Here is a 22,195-nt window from a genome sequence, read left to right as displayed (position 1 = left end):
ACTTTATTTTGACAGCTTTGTAGGCGATTCGCTAACGCGATAGCTCCGCTCACTAGGCGAAGGATACACTAAGCTTGAAAGATAACGGAAAGATTATTCGCTGGCATCGTATAAGTTTTAACTAGCGAAAGACTTTGAGTTTCTGCAACTGCTACTACTTCATCCAAATCCCGCACACCCCACTCCGGGTTTTGCATTTGAAGACTCTCATCAAACATTGCATTGCTGGTTGCTGTATGTTTACCACCTTGTTTGAAAGGCCCATATAGATAGAGAATGCCACCTGGAGGAAGAATCCGCCCTGCCCCTGCCATCAATCCCAAACAAGCTGACCAAGGGGCAATGTGAATCATGTTAATATTAATGATCGCAACAATTGGCTCTTGCTTCAAGTCTATCTCCTGCAACGATTCTGGGAGTTCATCCCCTTCAATCTCCCAAACTGGATCGCAAACATCCAACGCGATCGGGGGATACAAATTATCCGCAGGGCAATATTCCCGCCATGCTGCAATACTCGCTCTTGCTACTGGATTGGGGTCAGATGGAATCCATTTATGCCGGATGAGTCGGGGTGCAAAAAAGACGGCATGTTCTCCTGTGCCACTGGAGACTTCTAACACGGTGCCTGTAGATGGCAGCACTTGTAAAAGCACTTCCAAAATGGCTTCTCGATTGCGTTGTGTGGCGGGGGCATACTGTCGGGCATCTAGGAATTCATTCATCTGGGCTGTGTAGGATGGGTAGCAACTTCACCATTGTCACTCAGGGTAAACCATCCCCAGCAACGGCAATTCCAAGGGACACCTGCTATCTTGGTAGCGATCGCCTCAGCCGTAAGGACGTTAGAGGGTTGGTGTGACGATAGTTGTTCGCAATCCTGTTTAATCCGCTATTTTGAAACTTATCTTAACAAATCCACTCATATAAGGTTAGAATGAATCCGGTTTCTCACCCGCATTTCGCACTTCTAACTGGGACACTCGATTTTTTCATCAAGCAATGGAGGTCGCACTGATTTTCCCAAAACATGCATTCAACAAGCCAGCTTGGAGGAGAATTGCGGACGGGTTGTTTATGCGAACTCAATCATGTTGAACCGTTGCAGAGTCAAAATTCTGGCTTTGAATAGCTGAGTGTGGTCTGTAAAAGACGGAATGTGGGTTTTCAAATCAGGTCAAATCGGAAAGATTAGTGCAATCAAACACTGTTCTCAATCAGGCGACGAGTCCAGCCTCGTCCACCCGTACAACAGAGTTACCCTTTACTCTTCAAGATCTAAAGGCAGCTATTCCCGCCCATTGTTTTGAACCCTCAGTCTGGAAATCTCTGAGTTACTTGTTTCTAGATATGGGGATTATCGCAGGACTTTATGCGATCGCCTATAGCTTGGATTCCTGGCTATTTTATCCAATTTTCTGGTTCATGCAAGGAACCATGTTTTGGGCCTTGTTTGTGGTTGGGCACGACTGCGGACATGGCTCATTTTCTAAGTCCAAATGGCTCAATAGCTTCATTGGGCACCTTTGCCATATCCCCATCCTTGTTCCCTACCACGGTTGGCGGATTAGCCACAGAACTCATCATGCCAACACCGGCAACCTTGATACCGATGAAAGCTGGTATCCCGTATCCCAGACCAAATATGAGCAGATGCCGTGGTATGAAAAGCTGATCCGCTTCTATTTACCATTGCTTGGTTACCCCATCTATCTGTTCCGCCGATCGCCGAATCGGGAAGGTTCCCACTTTCTGCCCAGCAGTCCCCTCTTCCGTCCCTCAGAAAAGTGGGACGTGTTGACGAGTACTGCCCTGTGCGTGTTGATGGTTGGTTTCTTAGGCGGGCTAACCTATCAGTTTGGTTGGCTATTTTTATTCAAGTACTACTTCGTTCCCTATCTAATATTTGTGATGTGGCTGGCTCTAGTCACCTTCCTGCATCACACAGAACCTGATATCCCTTGGTATCGTGGGGATGATTGGTATTTCCTCAAAGGTGCATTATCTACGATTGATCGCGACTACGGTTTTATCAATCCCATCCATCACGACATTGGTACCCATGTGGCTCATCACATCTTCCTGAACATGCCACACTACCACTTAAAGACTGCAACAGAGGCAATTAAACCCTTGTTGGGCGATCTTTATCGCAAGTCTGATGAGCCAGTTTGGAAGAGCTTTGTACGCTCTTACTGGGCTTGTCATTTTGTCTCTGATCACGGGTCTAAAGTTTACTACCAATCACCCACCAATCGACCCCCGTTCTAAGTCGAATGGCACTGACTTAAGGGAAAAGTGATCGTTAGTTTGGGAAAAATCAAGATTGGGGGGAGTTCCCCCCCATGCGTGTCAACTTAAGCCTTGGCGAATGGAATTCGCCCCTATAAAAACGCAGTCCGCCTGCGCGGACTAACGGAAAAATTAGAGTTTTGAAACCCGCGTAGGCGGGTTTTGTTTGTGTAGCTGCGGTTTTAACCGCCTAGCGAACGTTAATTTGACACCAATGGACATGTCGCGCCCCTACGTAATTTCTGTATAGTACTGGATGAATCGCGATCGCACTAGGCAAGGCGATAGGCAAAAGCAACCCACTCATTCAATCGTTCACAATCGATGGTTTCAAACCCTGCCTCTGTTAAGGACGAGACAACCTCTTGTTCATAATCCGTAGTAAAACCGGCTGTAATCAGGAGTCCCGGCTGGGTATCCGTCCGACGCAACGCACGATGAAAGTCATCAGCAAGGGCAATATGCACCCGCGCCAGGATATTGGCAACAATCACATCAAATCTTTCTGTTGCCTCGACTTTGGGCACATTTTCCGTCGTATCTCCGCCCATCCAATGCCCCAACTCACTTCCACCGCCGAGGCTTCCTTCCATAACCGTTACTTGCTGCTCTACATTATTCCGATATACTGAATCCTGAGTGGCTTGCACAGCAGTACGATCATTATCTAAGGCTAAGACCGTTGCCCCTAGCTTCGCCATCGCTATACTCAGAATGCCTGAACCCGATCCAAGGTCGAGGATATTCATGCTGGGGACAATATACCGCTCAATTAGTTGCAAACTCAGCATGGTGGCTGGATGTAGACCACTGCCAAAGGAGAGCGTTGTCTTCAATCTTAAGGGTATTTCGCCTGCGGCTTTCGCTTGATAAGGTGTATCGGGAGTGAGTATAACGAACCGTTGTCCAATCCGATGTACAAAGGGATTGAGTTCTTCGTCCGGTGTGGGTTTATCATTCACCCTACTGATCTGAAGTTCCGTCGCAAGTCCTGTGCGGTTCAGGGGTAACAGCAGATTAGCGATTTTTTCCACCTGTTCCCGCGAACATACCTGGTGGTTTAAATAGAAGCGAATTGTAAACGTCCAACTGGGTTTTGCTACATCTCGCTCACCAGACTGAGATAGGTTTGGGTCAGCGTACTCCGTAATCCGAACATCATCAATATCCTTAATCTTAGCCAACAGCGTACAGACCCAATCAACCGCCTCGTGCGTTGTATCGAGGCTCAATTCCATCCACGACATGTTTGTTCCTAGGAGTGTAGCTGCACAGTTAGTTGTAGAACTAGTCCTGACCGAACGGTGAAATTCACCAGTGGCAGACAGCCTTTTTATCGTATCTCAGAGAATGCGATCTGCTTTGCAGCAGCGCAACGCTCTCGCTTTTGGGTTTGCATACCCCTTTTCTAACAAGGTGTACTAAGAGCTACAGCTTGATAAAATATAGTTTGGTCACGAGACGATCCTTTTCTTGAGAACACCCACTATGGTGCAGTTCACCCAACAGAACGTTGTTCCACTCGATATTCCGACGCTTGAGACGGAACTGTCGCGCCAAAGCCCACAAAAAATTCTCGAACGTGCGTTGAACTTATTTGACAACCTTGCCATTTCTTTCAGTGGTGCCGAGGATGTTGTCCTGATTGACATGGCGCACAAGATTAATCCGGATATCAAAGTCTTCAGCCTCGATACCGGTCGTCTTCATGCCGAAACGTATCAGTTTATCGATCGCGTCAGAAAGCATTATGGTATTGCGATCGAAATCATGTATCCTGATGCCGCCCAAATTGAAGCTTTAGTCAAAGCAAAAGGGCTGTTCAGCTTCTATGAAGATGGACACAAGGAATGCTGTGATATTCGTAAGGTTGCTCCTCTGCGCCGCAAGCTATCGACCCTAGATGCCTGGGTGACAGGACAACGCAAAGACCAAAATCCATCCACACGCGCCAGTGTTCCTGTGGTTCAAGTGGATAATGCCTTCTCAACAGACGATCACCAACTGATTAAATTTAATCCGCTTGCCAATTGGTCATCCACTGATGTGTGGATGTACATTCGTTCCTACGAAGTTCCCTATAATGCGTTGCATGAGCGCGGCTTTATCAGCATTGGTTGCGAACCCTGTACTCGTCCCGTGTTACCCAATCAACATGAGCGGGAAGGTCGTTGGTGGTGGGAAGATGCCGGGAAGAAGGAGTGCGGCTTACACATGATTAATCAGACTCAGGAATCTTGATAGCCTGTTGCTCAAACAATGTCAGCAGACTTATCTGTGACACCCTAGCAAGTAGAACATTTGCTAGGGTTGGCGCTCAATGATGACTCCTAACTAAACTGCTGAGCATAAAACCCGGCATAACGATCGCCTTTCGCTAAGAGTTCCTCGTGGGTTCCAGATTCGACAATTTGTCCCTGTTCAACCACGAGAATGCGATCGGCACTACGCACGGTTGCCAGTCGGTGAGCGATGATAAAAACCGTGCGGTCTTGCATAATTCGCTCTAGTGCTTCTTGCACTAAGGCTTCGGATTCTGAATCTAGGGCAGAGGTGGCTTCATCCAAAATCAAAATACTGGGGTTTAGCAGGACAGCGCGGGCGATCGCAATTCGTTGTTTTTGTCCCCCGGATAAGTTAACCCCCCGTTCTCCCACCCAGGTGTGATAACCCTGAGAGAATTGAGTAATAAATTGGTGAGCATTGGCAATCTCTGCTGCCGCCTGAACGTCTTTGAGGTCAAAATCTTTCTGACCAAATGCAATATTTTGGGCGATCGTCCCGGAAAATAGAATCGTCTCCTGCGGCACAATCCCAATCTGTCGCCGCAAACTCGGTAGGGTGACATCTCGAATATCAACACCATCGATTAAAATTTTCCCGGCTTGGGGTTCATAAAAGCGAGGGAGAAGATTCACCAACGTCGTTTTCCCGGCACCCGATGGCCCAACCAAAGCAATCATCTCCCCAGGTAGCGCCAGGAAACTCAGGTTTTGCAGCACCGGTTCCCCAGGATTGTAAGCAAAGGACACATTGCCATATTCCACTTTGCCTGTAACTGGCGGTAGGATAGTCGCACCCAGTTTTTCCACCACCGTCGGCTGAATTGCCATCAATTCAAAGATACGGTCAACCGATGCCTCACCCTGTCGGAAATCGTTATAGTTACTTGTAATATGGGCGATGGGGTCAATCAGGAGTAATGCCGCTGCTACAAATGTGGCAAATTGTGCTCCCGTCAGGTTGCCCACAGAAATTTGCCAGCCACCGAGGAGAAACAGTAGCAACACACTCATGGCATAGACAAATCCGACCACTGGATTCTGAATCGCTTTCAACCGTTCAGCCGCATATTTGGCTTGACGGTTATGTTCAGCTTCGGCGGTAAAACGTTCGATCTCATACTCCTCAGCTGCAAAGGCTTGCACCAAACGAATACCACTGAAGACTTCGGTAAGCAACGCCGATAAATTGGAGGTACGATTTTGACTGCGGCGGGAAAACTTGAGCATTTGTTCGCCAAACCAGCCAATTAAAACCCCCATCAACGGGGCAACAATAAAGGTGGCTAGGGTTAGTTGCCAATTGAGATAAATCATGTAGCCCAGCACGACGATGAGCTGCAACACACAAGGAGTAAAGTCATGGAAGAGTTTATTGACGACTTCTCCGATGCGATCGATGTCTTCGGTAAGACGATAGGATAAGTCACCGGTTTGAGCGGTTTCAAAAAAGCCCAGATTGAGGCGTTGGAGATGGGCATAAACCTGCTTGCGTAAGTCTAGGGCAACAAACAAGGCCGCTTTAGCCATCAGGGAGTCTTGACCGTACATCAAGATTTTCTGGACGAGAAACACCAGGACAAGGGTTCCTGCTAATCGACCCAGCCCGACCATATTACCCTGTCCGATCAAACTTACGAGTTGGCCTGCCACCGCCGCCTGTATCGGCCAGAAAACCGTGACGCATAAGGTGCAAGCCAATGCCTGAGCAATGGTTTTCCCATGAGGGCGGATATAAGGCAGCAGTTGCCAGTAATTTGAGCGTGTCTTCAAGGTGCCAGTCCAGAACAAATCTTTGCTGTGATTTAGGCTATCAGCTTTCCTGCTTGATACGACATCTGTGTGACTGAAGAGGTTTCCGCCTTTGTCAGGATAAATGAGCAACGCTTTGTCGGTCGTAATTTTCTCTTCAAAAAAAATAATTTACGAAAGATTTATGTACATGTAGTAAGTGTATGGCTCTTGGCATCTACCTAAAGATAGATGTTATAGTCGTAGCGTACATAACCAACTTATAGTTCGACTTTGACCAACGAAGGTATGTCAACAAAGGTTATAAGACTAAACCCTCTTGTCTTCTGCCTTCTGTCCTCGTATAAGCTCCGGTCTGCCTTGCTTCAACGACCAAGTATTAATGTCCACCTACTGAATGAGGTACATCCTTAAAGCTGAAACGCTCAGCTTATAAATTCCTAGCGTATTTCAGTTTTGTAGGAGCCATTACACGTCCCAATTCACTATCCTATCCTAATTATTTCTACCTGCAATGCCTATCAATTAGGTAAGAATTTTTGGTGACTTTTTAGGAATTTTTAATGAAAAGCCGCCGTGCTTTTCATTCGGATTATGCATCTACATTTATCCCGTTCAACTGGACTACTAACTCTGAAGGATGAATATGAAATCTACCTTAGATTTAACCCCAAAAACCTCAAATCAAGTCGCTACAGTTGTTTTTGTTGATGCTGGAGTTGGAAATTACCAGCAATTAGTTAATGGTGTTATTTCTAAAGCCGAAGTATTGGTTCTGGATGCCGCCGCTGATGGCATTGAGCAGATTAGCCAAGTTTTACAACAGCGTCAGGATGTTGGTGTTGTCCACCTAGTTTCCCACGGTGCGCCCGGTTGTTTGTATTTGGGTAATACGCAACTGAGTTTAGATACTTTCAACCGCTACGCGACTCAACTGCAACAGTGGAATGTGACGAATCTTCTACTCTATGGTTGTTATGTCGCGGCTGGGGATGCTGGAGAAGAATTTGTTGAGAAGTTGCACCAACTAACGGGAGCTAATATTGCAGCTTCCAGAACTCCTACTGGTAATTCTGCCCTAGGTGGAAATTGGGAGTTAGAGGTCGTACTAGGTCAAGAACCGCCTCTGTTAGCCTTTCTACCTTCAGTCATGGCGGCTTACGAAGGAATATTAAACACAGGCACGCCCCCCATCTTAAGTGTAGGTGGCACGGCTCAATATACCAATTCTCCAGTAGCCGTAGCTTCCAGCCTCACCATCACTGACCCGGATGTAGGAGATACCATAGACGGTGCATCGGTAGAGATCAACGGTCAAGTCACTGGACAGGAAAGTTTGAGCATTGCGGGTCAGGCGGGGACAAGCGGCTCGATTAGTGGAATTAACTGGAGTTATGACGCAACTTCAGGTGTGATGAAACTCCTCGGTACAGCTACTGTATCTACCTACGAGTCAGTTCTGCGCCAGGTTACCTATCAAAATACCAGTGCTACACCGACCACCGCTCCTCGGGACATACAGTTTAGTTTAGGAACTGCCCTATTCAACCGATTCAACGGTCACTACTATGAGTTCGTCAGCGGAAACCTTACCTGGGAACAGGCTCGCACTGCGGCTGCCTCAAGGACAAACTTAGGTCTCCAAGGATACCTAGCTACTATCACATCACAGCCGGAGAACGACTTTATTGCTAATAAGCTCGAAGGTAATGGATGGATGGGAGCAAGTGATGCTGCCGTTGAGGGAGAATGGCGCTGGGTCACTGGGCCAGAAGCCGGTACTCTATTTTGGCAGGGGAATGGGCAGACGGGAAGTGCCGTTCCTGGACAATACAACAACTGGTCAACAACGTACCAAGGTGGGACATCTATAGAACCGAATGACAACGGAGGCAATGAAGACTATGCTCACTTTCTGTCCGATAGTCAATTCCCGCAGGAGCAGGGTAAGTGGAATGATTACCCTGTGACCTTCGGAGACATCCAAGGTTACCTAGTTGAGTATGACCCTGCCCCCAACCTAACTGGAACAGCAACTGTTACTTTCAGCCCGACTCCTGCCAACCCGACTCCCGGTCAGAACCCAGGGGCTACCCAAAGTAGTAATTGGGATTTTGTGACGAGAGATTATAACCGTGATAACGCTACCGATGTCGTGGCTATCAAGAAGAGTGGCACGGGTACCGCCAAGACCGAAGTCCATATCATGAATCGAGCCAGCAACTATAAATCTTGGCTACTGCAAACCGGAACGGTATTGCACGAAACTGATGCTAAGTGGGACTTCGTTGCGGGCGATTGCAACCGTGATGCCGCTACCGATATCTTGAGTATCAAAAAGAGTAGCACGGGTAGCAGCAAGACTGAAGTCCACATCATGGATGCAGCCACTAACTATCAAACTTGGGTAGTGCAAACCGCAACGGTACTGCACGAGACTGATAATGCCTGGGACTTTGTTGCGGGTGATTACAATCGTGATGGCGTTACCGATCTTATCGGCATTAAAAAGAGTGAGACGGGTTCAAAAAGTACAGAAATCCACATCATGAATGGAGCCACTAACTATAAAACTTGGCTCAAGCAAACTGGGACAGCCCTAGAGCAAACGGGTGATAATTTTGACTTCCAGGCGGGCGATTACAACCGCGATGGTGTTCTAGATCTCTTCTGTATTAAAAAGAGTGAAACGGGTTCAAAAAGTACAGAAGTCCACGTCTTAAATGGAGCCAGTAACTTTCAATCTTTCATATTACAAACTAAGACTGTCCTAGAAGAGACGAAGACTGGTTGGGACTTCCTGATGGACGATTACACTTCTAGTAATCCTATCGGCATCATCAGTCTCAAGGAGAGTAACACTGGCACGAATACCACAGAAGCCCACATCTTTAATGGAGGCGTTAACTATCAAGGCTTTTCATTGCAGACCGGAAGCATTCTGCCCGAAATTGCGGCCTCTTCAATTGTTTAAAAGGGTATGACCTAAGGCTAGTATTGGGTTAATACCAATTCTAGCTGTATCTACCATATAAACCTTTGTCGTGGTGAACGGAAGTCCTAAACTTTAAGTATTCCTACAGTCAGAAGGGCGGTCTTGTTGAGAACAACGAACCGCTCTTTTGTACCATTTTTACCTGCACCGCGAGGGCTGTGCCAGGAAAATGAAACTAAAATCCCCTTGTTTTAACAATCTCAAAGACCCAAATAAAGTACAACTTCTTCTGTATTGGTCATATCGCCGATTAGCCGCTGTAAAGGAAGTGGTAATTTCTTAATCAGTGTTGGAATTGCAAAAATCTGTTCTTGTTCTAATAGTTCAGGTCGCTGATAGATATCAATAATTTCAATTTCGTAATGTCCTGGAAGATGTTCGTCGCAGATTTTTTTTAAATTCCGGATGGCACGTAAAGATTTTGGTGAATTTCCGGCTACATACAGACGGAACCTATATTGTTCTAATTCTAAATCTACGTAACTTTGCTCTAAAGTTTCTTCCTGATTGGTGATGAATCCACTTGAGATGTCTTCTCCTTCTCTTGAATTCTTCATGACTATACTGCTGTACCTTGCCATAAACTTTTCTCCCTCGTCAATCGACCACATTATCAATAGTATCGGTCTGGCGGAACCTTGCCCGTTCGACTTGCTCCTGAAACTGGGTTGGTTTCTGTAGTTCCTCTTGCTGAATCATTCTCTCTATTTCTTTTCTCTCAGCCTGGAATTAAATTGGGTTCTGTATGACCAGGTTTCTCAAGTGGGGAGTAAATCCAACACTTCTTTGGGCCGCTGTGGTTAGGTTATTGCCCACGATATTTGGATTAAAAGCTAATAAATTAGTATAAGTAGTTTTTCGAGTCAGAGAATCAAGACTGGGGTGTAGTCGAAATTTTACGAAAGCTCATCCTAAAGTTAGATTGATTTAAAAGGTCGTTAGCTGTATTGACAATCGTGCCTAGCTATGAAGGTAGTAATCATGAAGATGGCTGAGCTAAGTCGCGATCGCGTTTGGTGGTGGTAGAGGCAATCGCTCCTTGGGGTAGTACCTTGTAATCGATCGCACATCCTTGAGTTCTGGAATTACCTGATCTGTTTTGGGAAGATTTAACAACGTGCGATCAAAGCGACAATCTAAATCCGCTAATATATCCCCAATATCGTAGGCAAGCTCAAAGTATTTAGCAAAGGTATAACTCTCTCCTGGACGGAGAATTTTTGGGCGGTTCATTGGGGTTTCCTCGCACTCCCGTTGGCGAAGCAGCGCCGAAGGAGCTAGGAGAATCGCTGCAACATTTCCAACCCTATAAAATCCTGAATTTACTCATAAGATAATTCTAACCCAAAAACCAAAAGCAATAGCTAAGCTTGATGAGTGTAAATACAGAGTAATTGAGTTGTAAAAGAGGAGGCGACCGATGGTAGCTGTTGCTGAAAAAGTTCAACGCCGACTGACGATGCAGACTGTGGAAATTGCACCTGGGACAACGGCAATTCGCTCTTTGGACTGGGATCGCGATCGCTTTGACATTGAATTCGGCTTACAAAATGGCACTACCTACAACTCATTCTTGATTCAAGGCGAACAAACTGCTTTAGTAGACACCTCTCACGAAAAATTTCGCCAACTGTATCTCGACACCCTAGCGGGACTGATTGACCCAACTCAACTAAATTACCTAATTGTTAGCCATACTGAACCTGATCACAGTGGATTGGTCAAAGATATTCTGGCACTCGCCCCACAAATTACCGTTGTTGGTTCAAAAGTCGCCATCCAGTTTCTTAAAGATTGGCTGCATCAGCCATTTCAGTCGCGGATTGTGAAAAATGGCGATCGCTTAGATTTGGGCAACGAACACGTTCTGGAATTCGTCATTGCCCCCAATTTACACTGGCCCGATACCATCTTCACCTTTGATGCCAAAACGCAGACTCTCTACACCTGCGATGCGTTTGGGATGCATTATTGCGACGACCACACCTTTGATGAAGATTTAGATCTAATTGAAGAGGACTACAAATATTACTACGATTGTTTGATGGGGCCAAATGCTCGCTCGGTGCTGTCTGCGCTGAAGCGGATGAAAGAGTTGCCGGAGATTGAAATTATTGCTACGGGTCATGGGCCATTACTTCATCATAATGTACCCGAACTGGTAGGTCGCTACCGTCAGTGGAGTCAGGAGCAAGCGAAGGCAGAAACAACGGTTGCTGTATTTTACCTGTCCGATTACGGATTTAGCGATCGTCTTTCTCAATCGATCGCTCACGGCATTACTAAGTCAGGTGTGGCGGTGGAAATGATGGACTTGCGATCGGCTGACCCTCAAGAGGTGAAAGAACTGGTAAGCATTGCTTCTGGGTTGGTCATTGGTACCCCACCGACTACAGGAGACGCAGCAACTACAACTCAAACCGCGATCGGCACTATCTTAGCCGCGACCAATGCCAAGCAATCGTTCGGTGTATTTGAGTCTGGCGCTGAGGATAGTGAATCGGCTTATCAACTAGTCAACAAATTCCGAGATTTAGGTTTGAACCCTGCTTTTCCACCGATTCTGGTCAAGGAGGCACCACACGAAGAAACCTATCATTTGTGTGAAGAAGCAGGAACAGACTTGGGGCAGTGGTTGACTCGCGATCGCACGATCAAGCAAATCAAAGCCTTAGATTCCGACTTAGAAAAAGCCTTGGGAAGACTCAGTAGCGGACTGTACATTCTTACGACCAAGAAGGGCAATATCAGCAGTGCCATGTTTGCGTCTTGGGTGGCACAAGCTAGCTTCAAACCTTTGGGGATAAGCGTTGCCGTGTCGAAAGACCGCGCTATTGAGTCATTGTTGCATGTAGGCGATCGCTTCGTTCTCAACGTCCTCGAAGAAGGCAATTACCAGGGACTGATGAAGCACTTCCTCAAGCGCTTCCCCCCCGGTAGCGATCGCTTTGCAGGTGTGAAGACTTACCCAGCAACTAATGGTTCTCCCATCCTAGGAGATGCTCTTGCTTATATGGAGTGCGAAGTCAAAAGCCGCATGGATTGTGGCGACCACTGGACGATCTACGCCACTGTTTCGGTGGGTCGCGTTTCTAAACCCGATGCTTTAACGGCGGTACACCATCGTAAAATCGGGAATCATTACTAAGCAGATAGGCACAATTAAACCTCAAACTAGCGGGGGCTGAGAAGTCGGGTTTCACAGAAGTTACCCGACTTCTGGGCGTGAGGTGAGACACGAGATATCACGTCTCTACAATTGGGATATTCCTCCATCGTGCTAACGTGAAGGCATTGTATTGACAGTCTTGCGGAGGTTGAGGAAGATGGTATCTCAACTGCAATCACCGGCTCACTCAGAGGTCATCTATCCTGATAGCGACGGAAAGCCAATGGCAAATAATACCAAGCAGTTTCGCTGGATTGTGGTGATTCAGCAGAACTTAGACTGGTTGTTTGCTGATGACCCAAATGTGTTTGTTGCGGGAGACTTGTTTTGGTATCCAGTGGAGGGAAAACCAAATATCGTTAACGCCCCAGATGTGATGGTAGTGTTTGGTAGACCTAAAAGCGATCGCGGCTCCTACCAACAATGGAACGAGGGGGACATTGCGCCGCAGGTAGTGTTTGAAATCCTCTCTCCAAGCAATACACAGGATGAGATGGAGAGGAAGTTGCTGTTCTACGAGCGCTACGGCGTGGAAGAGTACTATATTTACGATCCGGACAGGAATCGGTTACGAGGTTGGTTGCGTACTGAGGATGGGTTAGATATCATTCCTCAGATGGCGGATTGGCTCAGTCCTCGATTAGGAATTCGGTTTACTTGGTCACAGGAGAATTTGGAGTTTTATCGCCCTGACGGAGAGTGTTTTCTGACTTATGTGGAGATTGCCCAACGGTTTGAGGAAGAACGGCAACGCGCTGAGGAAGAACGGCAACGCGCTGACCAAGCAGAGCAAGCGAGACGAGATGCAATCCCTCGGTTGTTGGGAATGGGGTTGAGTGTTGAGCAGGTTGCCGAAGCGCTGGGGTTATCTGTAGAAGAGGTGCAAGCGATCGCTCAGGAGTAATAATTAGGCTGGGAAGAAAGGCGATCGCTCCATTCATTTTTTGCAACATTCTCGGTAAAACGCACTCACCCGCCCGGAGTTCAAACTCCGGGCTAATATATAAAGTCAACTAAAGTGGACTGAAATCTCTGTATAGTCCTCTGAGCGAGGACTTGAGCTATGAGCCAGGGGTTTTAACCCCTGGTGGGTGAGCGCGTCAAACCCAAGATGTGAGTCCAATTACTACCGCTCTCGCTCGTCTTGAAGCAGTTCCAAGATTTGAAAGCAGAGTTTCAAGAGGAAAATGAGAAATCCGGCGTTAGGGTTTAGCCAGGTGGCACAGCCAACGACGCCAAATTCAACGAATTTAAGCCACTTGCGAGTCTTTCTGGATTTAAGTTTCGAGTTACTGGGTTGAGTCGGTTGCAACCGCTTTTCATTCTGTTCTGAAGCTGGCTGTTTTGGTGTGAGAGTTTTCATGAAATTTTGCTCCTAGTGAACTTCCAACAGCATGACACTCAAAGCCTGAAGCCCTTGTGGAGCAATAATTTGAACTGATTTGAGTTGTGATTTGAGTTGATTTGAGTTTAGTGTTGAGTAAGTAGAATGTGATTTGAGTTCGTTTGAATTCATACCAAAACTGAACTCAAAATTTTCTTAATAAATATTTAATATTTAGAGTGCGATCAGGTTTGAGAGCGGGACATGGATGTTCGAGCATCTGAACAAGCGATTCGGAAAGCGAGGGAAGTTCTCACCCGTGAGGGATGGGCGGAGTCAAAACTGCTGGAGATAGTGACGTCACGCAACCGTAAATTGAGCAGTCAGCAGCGTACCAAGTTTTTCAAGGGCGAACCTATTACACGTTCCACTGCTGACAGGATAGGTTCATTCCTCGGTTTGACTTGGGAAGAGGGAGACCTTATTACAGTCAAACGAGAGAAACGAAAGCAGGACAAAGGTTCTGATATTGATGAATTGGTGCGGGAGGTGCGATCGCTCTACCGGGACAAAATTCAATATGACTGCGGCGAAATGCAGTTGCTCAATCGGCAAGTTCCAATTGACGATCTCTACACTGATGTCTACATTCTGGAAGACATTCCGAAGCTACGCTCCCTTAATATCTCTGAGCGAATGCAAGGTTTTGACCCTATTGCTGATGACCCTAAAAGCTTTTACTTAGGCAAAGTGCATGGTGAACGAGTCCCAGGATTAGAGATAGTTACAGATGGGTGCAAAGTGATGTGCTTGGGCGCACCCGGTTCGGGCAAAACAACATATCTTTACTATGTAGCAACTCAATGTAACAAAGGTGAGCTACAAGCCAACCGAGTGCCAATTTTTCTCAGGCTGAGTGAGTTTACTGACGAAATCAGGAATCATTCAGAATTAAGCTTACTAAACTACATCGAGCATCTATTTCATACAGAGGGAGTTGAGCAACCACAGGCAACTGAAACAATAATCACTCAGGGGAGAGCATTGATACTGCTCGATGGCTTGGATGAAGTGCCAAAAGATTTTAGCAAGTTAGTTCTGAGACGTATTCGTGAATTTTGCAAGTATCGCAAGAACTCGATAATTATCACCTGTCGGACTAATGCCCTAGACTACAACTTCAGTGATTTAAAATTTACACAAGTCATAGTGGCAGATTTTGAACAACCGCAAATTGAGATATTTGCTAACAAGTGGTTTGTGGCGGAAGCCAAGAATAACAAGCAAGCAGGAGAAACTAGAGCGAAGGAATTTATTGAAAAGTTAGGCTTAGCAGAACATAAGCGCATCCGTGACTTAGCGGTAACGCCGATTTTACTCAATCTTACCTGCTTGATTTTTAAGAATAATCTAGGAGAGTTCTCTAAAAACCGCTCAGAACTTTATCAACGAGGGATAAATATCCTGTTAGAACAATGGGACGCTGAAAGGGGCATTGAACGCGATGAAGTTTATGGGAAGCTGGACTTAGAAGGCAGGAAATCGCTTCTAACCCATGTGGCTAAGGTTGCTTTTGAGGAAAACCGCTACTTCTTTAAACAAGAGGAAATTGAGAAATATATTGCTGACTACTTCCTTACATTACCTCATGCACAAATAGACAGCTTGCAAAGAGATAGCAGGGCTGTCCTTAAGTCAATTGAGGTGCAGCATGGGTTATTGATAGAAAGAGCACCAGAAATTTACTCCTTTTCTCACCTGACGTTTCAAGAGTATTTCACAGCTAAATGGTTTTGCGATCGCGCTGATTGGCAATGTTTGGTTGGCTACATCAGCGAAAAACACTGGCGACAAATATTTTTGATAGTAATTGAGATGAGAAAAAACGCCAATGATTTATTGTTATGTATGAAACAGAAAGTTGATTTAATTGTAACTGAGAATGAGAAGATTGAGAATTTATTGGTATGGATAAGTAAGAAATGTAGTTCAGTTAATGTTAGCTACAAGCTAGCAGCACTTCGAGCTTTCTATTTCGCTCTTGCTCGCTCTCTCAATCATCAGTTTACTCTTAACCTTAGCCACCAAGATAGCCTTGCTAGTTTCTTTGATGATAATCTAGCCCTTACGATTGATCAGTCCCTCGCTCATGACTATAAACTTGCTTACAACTATGCTTTTTCTCCTGAGCTTTCCCTTGACTATGACCTTGCTCATGGCTATCTTCCCTCTCCTTATACTTCCCTTAATTTTTATCCTGAACTACAGAGATCGTTAAAAAAACTACAAGACCAGTTTCCTTATCATTTAGAAGATGAATATTTATTTAAGAATTGGTGGCAAACTAACGGTAGTGCTTGGATTAAAAGATTAATAAATGTAATGATTGAGCATTGCGATATTGGTCATGACTTGCAGTTAAGTGAAGAGGACAATAAACTCTTTCAGCGGTATTACGATGCTAATCAGTTGCTAGTAGATTGCCTCAATAGCGGTTGTAAGGTTAGTGATGAGGTAAAAAAGGAAATTGAGGAGACTTTGTTATTACCTATTGATGAGATTAAGAAGCGTCAGCAACAGATGTAAGTAGCGGATGTCGGAGATGAATAACCTATGAATCTGAATAGAAATATTTTAGAGAGCGATCGCACCCAGGTACATTGATTCGAGTTAATCGTCCATCACGGTGAGTTGCAAAAGAGTGGATGAGAACCCTCGCATTAACGCTGATAAATTTGATTAGAAAATTTAATAAATAACCACTTAATTTATAAGCAGAGAGAATGTAAACTGGATTCCAGTGACACAGGTTAGAGGAATCCCAAATGCAGAAAGCTTTGACGAACCCGCCAAGTAATGGCTACGAATGGTTGAAGCGGAATCGCATCGTCCGCATACTGGAAACCATCCAAGACTTATTTGTAGTTTCCCTGTGTATCGCTCTATTCGCCTTGATGGCAATCCAGCTACGAGAGATGTTTTTTGAGCTGTTGCCTCCACTTGATTTTCCAGGTGTTACTTCAGATATCCTATTTTTGTTGATTTTAGTTGAGCTATTCCGACTGCTGATCATTTACTTACAAGAGCAGCGAGTTTCGATAGGAGTAGCCGTAGAAGTATCCATTGTTTCCGTTCTCCGAGAAGTTATCGTGCGGGGAGTTCTAGAAACATCCTGGATTCAAATTTTAGCCGCCTGTGCGTTCTTGCTGGTGATGGCAGCCTTGCTTGTGGTTCGAGTTTGGCTTCCACCAACTTTTAAAGGAGTTGACCCTGAAAAACGATTGTCAATCAGGAATAATCTCCTAGCAACAGATAACTCATCTAACGCCATTGAAACGGCAACTAATCTAAATTCTCAACCCCTTACTTCTCTTATTGCAAACGGGACGAACGGTTCGGGGCATCAAGATTGAAACGGTGGACTTGAGGGTTGGGAAAATGTACTCGAACTCCATCATTTAACCAGTTACAAACTATCAACTAGAGGATTAAAGCCATGCTGGATATTAAACCTCGCGATGTTCAAGTCGCCTTGATCGCTGCTGCCGATACTACTATTTTGCGATCGCGCACTTGGGACAGACTCAAATTTGAAGTCGAATACTCCCTACAACGCGGCACCACTGCCAATTCCTATCTCATTAAAGCCGATAAAACTGCCCTTATCGACCCGCCGGGTGAGTCGTTTACCGAGACTTTCCTGCACCAAATGCAAGAGTCTTTAGAGTTGCAGCAGTTGGATTATGTAATTTTGGGTCACGTCAACCCAAACCGGATGGTGACGATCAAAGCGTTGCTAGAGTTAGCGCCACAAGTTACATTTGTTTGCTCTAAACCGGGTGCGATCGCATTGCAAAGTGCCCTAAGAGAGTACCAGAACTTATTAAAAATTTGGCTACCCAGGGCGGAAGACACCTTATACTTGGGTAACTCTCATCAACTCCAATTTATCTCCGTTCCCACCCCACGCTGGCCGGATGGACTTTGCACCTATGACCCAGCTACTCGTATCCTGTTTACCGATAAACTCTTTGGTTGCCATGTCTGCGCTGATGAAGTTTTCGATGATAACTGGAAAGCGTTAGATGAAGACCGACGCTTTTACTATGATTGCCTGCACGCCTCTCAATCCCGGCAGGTGGAAGTCGCCCTTGATAAATTGGCGGCTTTCTCAGCCAAGATGTATGCTCCTGGTCACGGCTCAATTGTACGCTACAGCCTCAGCCGACTCACCCACGACTATCGGACGTGGAGCCAGCAGCAGAAAGAGCAAGACTTGACAGTAGCGCTAATTTATGCATCCGCTTACGGGAATACGGCAACGCTGGCGCAAGCGATCGCAAAAGGCATTACCAAAGCAGGTGTCGGTGTAGAAACCATTAACTGTGAATTCACCGATCCGGCAGAAATTGAAGCCGCCGTGCAAAAATGCGATGGCTTTATCATCGGTTCTCCTACTCTAGGGGGACACATGCCGACCCAAGTCCAAACCGCCTTGGGGACTGTCCTCTCCACTGCTGCCAAAACCAAGTTAGCGGGTGTGTTTGGTTCTTATGGCTGGAGTGGGGAAGCGGTTGATGAGATTGAAAGCAAACTCCAAGATGCGGGTTATCGCCTCGGCTTTGATACGATTCGGGTCAAGTTCAAACCCGATGATCTCACCCTGCAACAGTGCAAAGAATCGGGAACGGATTTTGCTCAGTCGTTGAAAAAGTCCAAGAAATTCCGCACTCCCTCGCAACCGGTTAGTAACTCCCAAATTGACCGTACCGCACAAGCAGTGGGGCAAGTTGTCGGTTCTGTTTGCGTGTTAGCTGCCAAGCGCGGCGAGGTGAGTAGCGCCATGCTGGCATCCTGGGTGACGCAAGCGAGTTTTAATCCCCCTGGTTTGACTGTTGCGATCGCAAAGGATCGGGCGGTGGAGTCTCTGACTCATACGGGAGATAAATTTGTCTTGAATATTTTGAAGGAAGGGATGAACGTGAGGCGGCACTTCCTCAAACCTTTTGCTCCGGGGGAAGACCGTTTTGCGGGTTTAGATACGCAGGACGCTGAAAATGGCTGTCCGATTATCAATGACGCCCTCGCCTATTTGGAATGCACGGTTAAGAGTCGGATGGATTGCGGCGACCACTGGCTGGTTTATGCGGTTGTTGACAATGGTAAGGTGATACAGTCTACGGGGATGACGGCAGTGCATCACCGCAAATCGGGCAGTCATTACTGAGGTCGTGCTCAAACCGCTCGACATCTTGGACTTTGGACAAAAGGATTTCAGTCCATTTCAATGGACTTAAGCTATTAGCCCGGAACTTAAGTTCCGGGCGGGATATCGGGTTTATTGAGAGTGGTGCAAGATGTCAGAAGGTGTAGCATCTACCTGTAATGAAATCACCCTACCCTGATTCTTTACTGAGTAAACCAATGAGAATACCGATCAATAGCTCTAACTCTTCCGGAACGCGATACAGCTTGAGATCCTGAATAATTTGTCGTTGTTGTCGGTGAAATTCACCAAACCGCCAATCATTCCCAGTGGTAACAGCCCCATAAAGAATGGGTGTATCAGAGTTTGTCCATTGATCCAAGGCAATCAGTTCAACGGCGAGTTGAGTGAAACCATTATCAAGATTATCTCGCTTTGCTTCAATCACCAGCAAATCTGGAAAATAATAATCCAATGTACCCTTGAGCCAGTCATTGACAGTAATCGGATATTCAACACGGACTCGCTGGTGAGTTTGACGGCAAATTTGCCGGATAATCGGTGCAATCAAAAATTCCCGTCGTGCTTGTTCGCTTGTTATACTGACATACTGTATTCCGTCTAGAATTTGCTGACGTAGTTCGTTGATTTCTGGAATTACCTGATCTGTTTTGGGAAGAGTTAACAACGTGCGCTCAAAGCGACAATCTAAATCCGCTAATATATCCTCAATATCGTAGGCAAGCTCGAAATATTTAGCAAAGGTATAACTCTCCTCTGGACGGAGAATTTTTGGGCGGTTCATTGTGGTTACCTCGCACTTAACGGGTATATCGAGGAGTCATATCAAGAACTGAATTTATGTGGTCATCGCTTTGGATTTGGTATCCTTGCCACTCTGCCAAAATTGTATCGTTCCTACCCCAAAAACAACTTATACGCCGGATTCTTGTTTTCATCCCAATAACGATAACCCAGCGTATCAAGAAATGCCTGCCACTGTTCCATCTCATGGGGGGGTACTTGCATTCCCACCACAATTCGCCCATAATCTGCCCCATTGTTGCGGTAGTGAAACAGACTAATATTCCAATTAGGACTCATAGAACCGACAAACTTCATTAATGCCCCTGGACGTTCAGGAAACTCAAACCGATAGAGCAATTCATGGTTGGCAAGAGGAGAATGTCCACCTACCATGTGCCGCAGATGCATTTTCGTCAGTTCATCATCGGTTAAATCCAGAGTTTTGAATCCACAAGCTTCAAAAGATGCAACCATTTTTGCGGCGTCAGCACGATTTTGAATTTGCACACCGACAAAAATATGGGCTTCTTTTTGATCCGCAATACGATAGTTAAACTCTGTGAGGTTGCGCTTGCCCATACAGTCACAGAACTTACGCAAACTGCCTGGTTCTTCGGGTATCGTGACGGCAAAAATAGCTTCGCGGCGTTCGCCAAACTCGGCTCGTTCTGCGACAAAGCGGAGGCGATCGAAGTTCATGTTAGCACCGCAGGCAACAGCAATTAAGGTTTGGCCTTGGATTTGTTCCCGTTCGGTGTAGGCTTTAGCGGCTGCGATCGCAAGTGCTCCGGCGGGTTCTAAAATTGATCGCGTATCCTCAAACACGTCTTTTATCGCGGCACAGGTGTCATCCGTATCCACCAAAATGATTTCATCCACATACTGCTGACACAGGCGGAAGGTTTCTTCCCCCACTTCCCGCACCGCAACCCCATCGGCAAATAAACCCACATTCGACAAGCGTACCCGTTTCCCTGCTTTGAGGGATTGAGACATAGCATCAGCATCGACGGGTTCAACGCCAATAATCTTGATTTCGGGACGCAACCGTTTCACATATGCCCCAATCCCAGAGATTAATCCGCCACCACCAATTGCCACAAAAATGGCATGGATGGGTTGCTGGTATTGTCGTAGAATTTCCATCCCAATCGTTCCCTGTCCGGCAATCACATGCGGATCGTCAAAGGGGTGAATGAAGGTTAATCCCTTGTCTGCTTCCAGTTGACGGGCATACGCATAGGCATCATCGTAGGTATCCCCATGCAACACCACCTCTCCCCCACGGGCTTTAACGGCGTCTACCTTAACCTGGGGTGTGGTTACGGGCATGACGATAATGGCTTGCGTTCCTAGCTGACGGGCAGCAAGGGCGACTCCTTGGGCATGGTTCCCGGCAGATGCGGCAATGACACCCTGTGCTAGCAAATCCGGCGGCAGTTGCGCCATCTTGTTGTAAGCACCCCGCAGCTTGAAGGAAAAGACGGATTGCATATCCTCCCGCTTGAGCAGGAGTTTGTTATTGAGGCGTGCAGATAGGTTTGGGGCGTATTCTAGGGGCGTTTCTTGGGCGACATCGTAGACACGAGCCGTCAGGATTTGTACCAGGTAGTCGCAGAGCATGGGGTGAAGGGGGGTGAGCAGATGTGGAGTGTTAAGAAAATTTTACTTTACTGGCGTGTCTGTTCTGTGGAAGTTATGAAGTTAGTAGATGGTGATTTGAAGATCAAGAGTATTAATGCCGAAAGAATATACAAATTTGCAATTCCCGAACAATGCCAAGGGCCAAGCTGAGAAGTTGCAAGCACTACAAACTTATGGGGGTCAGGGGTGGAGAGTAGCAAGTGAAACGATTACACATGGAAAGTTCAAAGGAGGAAATGCTTGCTGCCTAGCTGTTCTGTGTCTTCCGCTTGCGTTTTGTGCTGGATCAACAGATGGCTACATTAACGTAACTTTAGAGCGAGGTGACGAATAATAAACCATAGAAATGAGAGTGAAGTTGCACCTGTCATAAAACCAGTGGCAAACCTTAGTTTATTATTTGAGTATCTCCAGCCTAGTAGTTGTGTAACCCCATCTATAGCAAGTGCTGTACAGAATACTACAAACAGCTTAGATGCGAATTCACTGAACAATAAAAATATAGGCGATACTGTGTATCCCACTATCAAACCTGTACATCTAGCACAGACATGAAACTGACGATTCCTCACAAAGAATGAGCGTGAACTTAATCTATGGCATTTAACAAATTTATATAAAAGTATATTGTCAACAAATATCTTGATTAATAACTCTTCCCAGAGATGCTTCAAGCTAAGTCTTTGTCCACGGTTCATAGGAATGAACTAATATTTTTTGATTG

Annotated in this window: 18 protein-coding genes; 9 read left to right on the top strand and 9 right to left on the bottom strand. The window is 46.0% G+C overall.

All coding sequences use genetic code 11. The features are described from left to right. Window positions 1–68: 68 nt before the first annotated feature. A complete protein-coding gene (locus tag MIC7113_RS23780) occupies window positions 69–725 on the bottom strand; it encodes a DUF938 domain-containing protein (protein ID WP_015184747.1) in 657 nt (218 codons plus the stop codon). Window positions 726–739: 14 nt separating this feature from the next. On the opposite strand from MIC7113_RS23780, the gene MIC7113_RS38745 reads away from it, so the two are divergent. Together MIC7113_RS38745 and MIC7113_RS23775 are read left to right on the top strand one after the other, a co-directional pair. Beyond that, window positions 740–862 carry a hypothetical protein gene (locus MIC7113_RS38745; RefSeq protein WP_256374770.1) on the top strand — a complete coding sequence of 41 codons (123 nt, stop codon included), beginning with the start codon at window positions 740–742 and terminating at the stop codon, window positions 860–862. A gap of 332 nt (window positions 863–1,194) precedes the next feature. Continuing rightward, complete coding sequence (locus tag MIC7113_RS23775) at window positions 1,195–2,271, top strand: DUF3474 domain-containing protein (RefSeq protein WP_015184746.1); 1,077 nt, start codon at window positions 1,195–1,197, stop codon at window positions 2,269–2,271. A 293-nt stretch (window positions 2,272–2,564) separates the two neighbouring features. Here the strand turns inward: MIC7113_RS23775 and MIC7113_RS23770 are convergent, their stop codons facing one another. Beyond that, window positions 2,565–3,539, bottom strand: a complete 975-nt coding sequence (locus tag MIC7113_RS23770) for a 50S ribosomal protein L11 methyltransferase (RefSeq protein WP_015184745.1) — start codon at window positions 3,537–3,539, stop codon at window positions 2,565–2,567. A gap of 241 nt (window positions 3,540–3,780) precedes the next feature. Here MIC7113_RS23770 and MIC7113_RS23765 point away from each other — a divergent pair, with 241 nt between their 5' ends. Next, entirely contained in the window at window positions 3,781–4,533 is a 753-nt protein-coding gene (locus MIC7113_RS23765; protein ID WP_015184744.1) for a phosphoadenylyl-sulfate reductase, read from the top strand. An 89-nt stretch (window positions 4,534–4,622) separates the two neighbouring features. On the opposite strand, the gene MIC7113_RS23760 is transcribed toward MIC7113_RS23765, so the two are convergent. Continuing rightward, complete coding sequence (locus MIC7113_RS23760) at window positions 4,623–6,347, bottom strand: ABC transporter ATP-binding protein (RefSeq protein WP_041781207.1); 1,725 nt, start codon at window positions 6,345–6,347, stop codon at window positions 4,623–4,625. 625 nt (window positions 6,348–6,972) lie between these two features. Here MIC7113_RS23760 and MIC7113_RS34280 point away from each other — a divergent pair. Next, the gene (locus tag MIC7113_RS34280) at window positions 6,973–9,300 is read left to right on the top strand and encodes a DUF4347 domain-containing protein (RefSeq protein ID WP_015184742.1); all 2,328 of its coding nucleotides are present in this window, start codon (window positions 6,973–6,975) and stop codon (window positions 9,298–9,300) included. A 221-nt stretch (window positions 9,301–9,521) separates the two neighbouring features. Here MIC7113_RS34280 and MIC7113_RS23745 read toward each other — a convergent pair whose 3' ends face one another. Together MIC7113_RS23745 and MIC7113_RS23740 are read right to left on the bottom strand one after the other, a co-directional pair. Beyond that, window positions 9,522–9,902, bottom strand: a complete 381-nt coding sequence (locus MIC7113_RS23745; protein ID WP_015184741.1) for a circadian clock KaiB family protein — start codon at window positions 9,900–9,902, stop codon at window positions 9,522–9,524. Window positions 9,903–10,317: 415 nt separating this feature from the next. Further along, window positions 10,318–10,554, bottom strand: coding sequence for a hypothetical protein (locus MIC7113_RS23740; protein ID WP_015184739.1), 237 nt, complete (start codon window positions 10,552–10,554; stop codon window positions 10,318–10,320). A gap of 187 nt (window positions 10,555–10,741) precedes the next feature. Between MIC7113_RS23740 and MIC7113_RS23735 the strand changes: the two genes are divergently transcribed. Together MIC7113_RS23735 and MIC7113_RS23730 are read left to right on the top strand one after the other, a co-directional pair. After that, entirely contained in the window at window positions 10,742–12,469 is a 1,728-nt protein-coding gene (locus tag MIC7113_RS23735) for a diflavin flavoprotein (RefSeq protein WP_015184738.1), read from the top strand. A gap of 178 nt (window positions 12,470–12,647) precedes the next feature. Next, on the top strand, window positions 12,648–13,394 hold the full coding sequence (locus MIC7113_RS23730; protein WP_015184737.1) for a Uma2 family endonuclease: 747 nt from the start codon (window positions 12,648–12,650) through the stop codon (window positions 13,392–13,394). Window positions 13,395–13,616: 222 nt separating this feature from the next. Here MIC7113_RS23730 and MIC7113_RS23725 read toward each other — a convergent pair whose 3' ends face one another. Further along, a complete protein-coding gene (locus MIC7113_RS23725) occupies window positions 13,617–13,853 on the bottom strand; it encodes a hypothetical protein (RefSeq protein ID WP_015184736.1) in 237 nt (78 codons plus the stop codon). Window positions 13,854–14,078: 225 nt separating this feature from the next. Between MIC7113_RS23725 and MIC7113_RS23720 the strand changes: the two genes are divergently transcribed. The 3 genes from MIC7113_RS23720 (at window position 14,079) to MIC7113_RS23710 (ending at window position 19,041) form a co-directional block, all read left to right on the top strand. Continuing rightward, window positions 14,079–16,400: an NACHT domain-containing protein gene (locus MIC7113_RS23720; RefSeq protein WP_015184734.1), complete on the top strand. Its 2,322-nt coding sequence runs from the start codon at window positions 14,079–14,081 to the stop codon at window positions 16,398–16,400. A gap of 239 nt (window positions 16,401–16,639) precedes the next feature. Then, window positions 16,640–17,227, top strand: coding sequence for a phosphate-starvation-inducible PsiE family protein (locus MIC7113_RS23715; RefSeq protein WP_015184733.1), 588 nt, complete (start codon window positions 16,640–16,642; stop codon window positions 17,225–17,227). Window positions 17,228–17,310: 83 nt separating this feature from the next. Beyond that, window positions 17,311–19,041, top strand: coding sequence for a diflavin flavoprotein (locus MIC7113_RS23710; RefSeq protein WP_015184732.1), 1,731 nt, complete (start codon window positions 17,311–17,313; stop codon window positions 19,039–19,041). Between the two features lie 169 nt (window positions 19,042–19,210). Here MIC7113_RS23710 and MIC7113_RS23705 read toward each other — a convergent pair whose 3' ends face one another. The 3 genes from MIC7113_RS23705 to MIC7113_RS39320 form a co-directional block, all read right to left on the bottom strand. After that, window positions 19,211–19,825, bottom strand: a complete 615-nt coding sequence (locus tag MIC7113_RS23705; RefSeq protein WP_015184731.1) for a hypothetical protein — start codon at window positions 19,823–19,825, stop codon at window positions 19,211–19,213. A 113-nt stretch (window positions 19,826–19,938) separates the two neighbouring features. Then, entirely contained in the window at window positions 19,939–21,450 is a 1,512-nt protein-coding gene (gene ilvA, locus MIC7113_RS23700; RefSeq protein WP_015184730.1) for a threonine ammonia-lyase, biosynthetic, read from the bottom strand. Between the two features lie 323 nt (window positions 21,451–21,773). Beyond that, complete coding sequence (locus MIC7113_RS39320) at window positions 21,774–22,169, bottom strand: DUF2085 domain-containing protein (protein ID WP_081594683.1); 396 nt, start codon at window positions 22,167–22,169, stop codon at window positions 21,774–21,776. Window positions 22,170–22,195 lie beyond the last annotated feature (26 nt).

The organism is Allocoleopsis franciscana PCC 7113 (genome assembly GCF_000317515.1).
GTDB classification, from domain to species: domain Bacteria; phylum Cyanobacteriota; class Cyanobacteriia; order Cyanobacteriales; family Coleofasciculaceae; genus Allocoleopsis; species Allocoleopsis franciscana.
This window is presented reverse-complemented; position numbering and strand designations above follow the sequence as displayed.

Bases quoted from the DNA above. Each gene is read 5' to 3' on its own strand.
- MIC7113_RS23780 (WP_015184747.1), bottom strand. From the start codon at position 725: ATGAATGAATTCCTAGATGCCCGACAGTATGCCCCCGCCACACAACGC.
- MIC7113_RS23725 (WP_015184736.1), bottom strand. From the start codon at position 13,853: ATGAAAACTCTCACACCAAAACAGCCAGCTTCAGAACAGAATGAAAAG.
- MIC7113_RS23740 (WP_015184739.1), bottom strand. From the start codon at position 10,554: ATGAACCGCCCAAAAATTCTCCGTCCAGGAGAGAGTTATACCTTTGCT.
- MIC7113_RS23730 (WP_015184737.1), top strand. From the start codon at position 12,648: ATGGTATCTCAACTGCAATCACCGGCTCACTCAGAGGTCATCTATCCT.
- MIC7113_RS23745 (WP_015184741.1), bottom strand. From the start codon at position 9,902: ATGGCAAGGTACAGCAGTATAGTCATGAAGAATTCAAGAGAAGGAGAA.
- MIC7113_RS34280 (WP_015184742.1), top strand. From the start codon at position 6,973: ATGAAATCTACCTTAGATTTAACCCCAAAAACCTCAAATCAAGTCGCT.
- MIC7113_RS23705 (WP_015184731.1), bottom strand. From the start codon at position 19,825: ATGAACCGCCCAAAAATTCTCCGTCCAGAGGAGAGTTATACCTTTGCT.
- MIC7113_RS23770 (WP_015184745.1), bottom strand. From the start codon at position 3,539: ATGTCGTGGATGGAATTGAGCCTCGATACAACGCACGAGGCGGTTGAT.
- MIC7113_RS23715 (WP_015184733.1), top strand. From the start codon at position 16,640: ATGCAGAAAGCTTTGACGAACCCGCCAAGTAATGGCTACGAATGGTTG.
- MIC7113_RS23710 (WP_015184732.1), top strand. From the start codon at position 17,311: ATGCTGGATATTAAACCTCGCGATGTTCAAGTCGCCTTGATCGCTGCT.
- MIC7113_RS38745 (WP_256374770.1), top strand. From the start codon at position 740: ATGGGTAGCAACTTCACCATTGTCACTCAGGGTAAACCATCCCCAGCA.
- ilvA (WP_015184730.1), bottom strand. From the start codon at position 21,450: ATGCTCTGCGACTACCTGGTACAAATCCTGACGGCTCGTGTCTACGAT.
- MIC7113_RS23765 (WP_015184744.1), top strand. From the start codon at position 3,781: ATGGTGCAGTTCACCCAACAGAACGTTGTTCCACTCGATATTCCGACG.
- MIC7113_RS39320 (WP_081594683.1), bottom strand. From the start codon at position 22,169: ATGAACCGTGGACAAAGACTTAGCTTGAAGCATCTCTGGGAAGAGTTA.
- MIC7113_RS23735 (WP_015184738.1), top strand. From the start codon at position 10,742: ATGGTAGCTGTTGCTGAAAAAGTTCAACGCCGACTGACGATGCAGACT.
- MIC7113_RS23720 (WP_015184734.1), top strand. From the start codon at position 14,079: ATGGATGTTCGAGCATCTGAACAAGCGATTCGGAAAGCGAGGGAAGTT.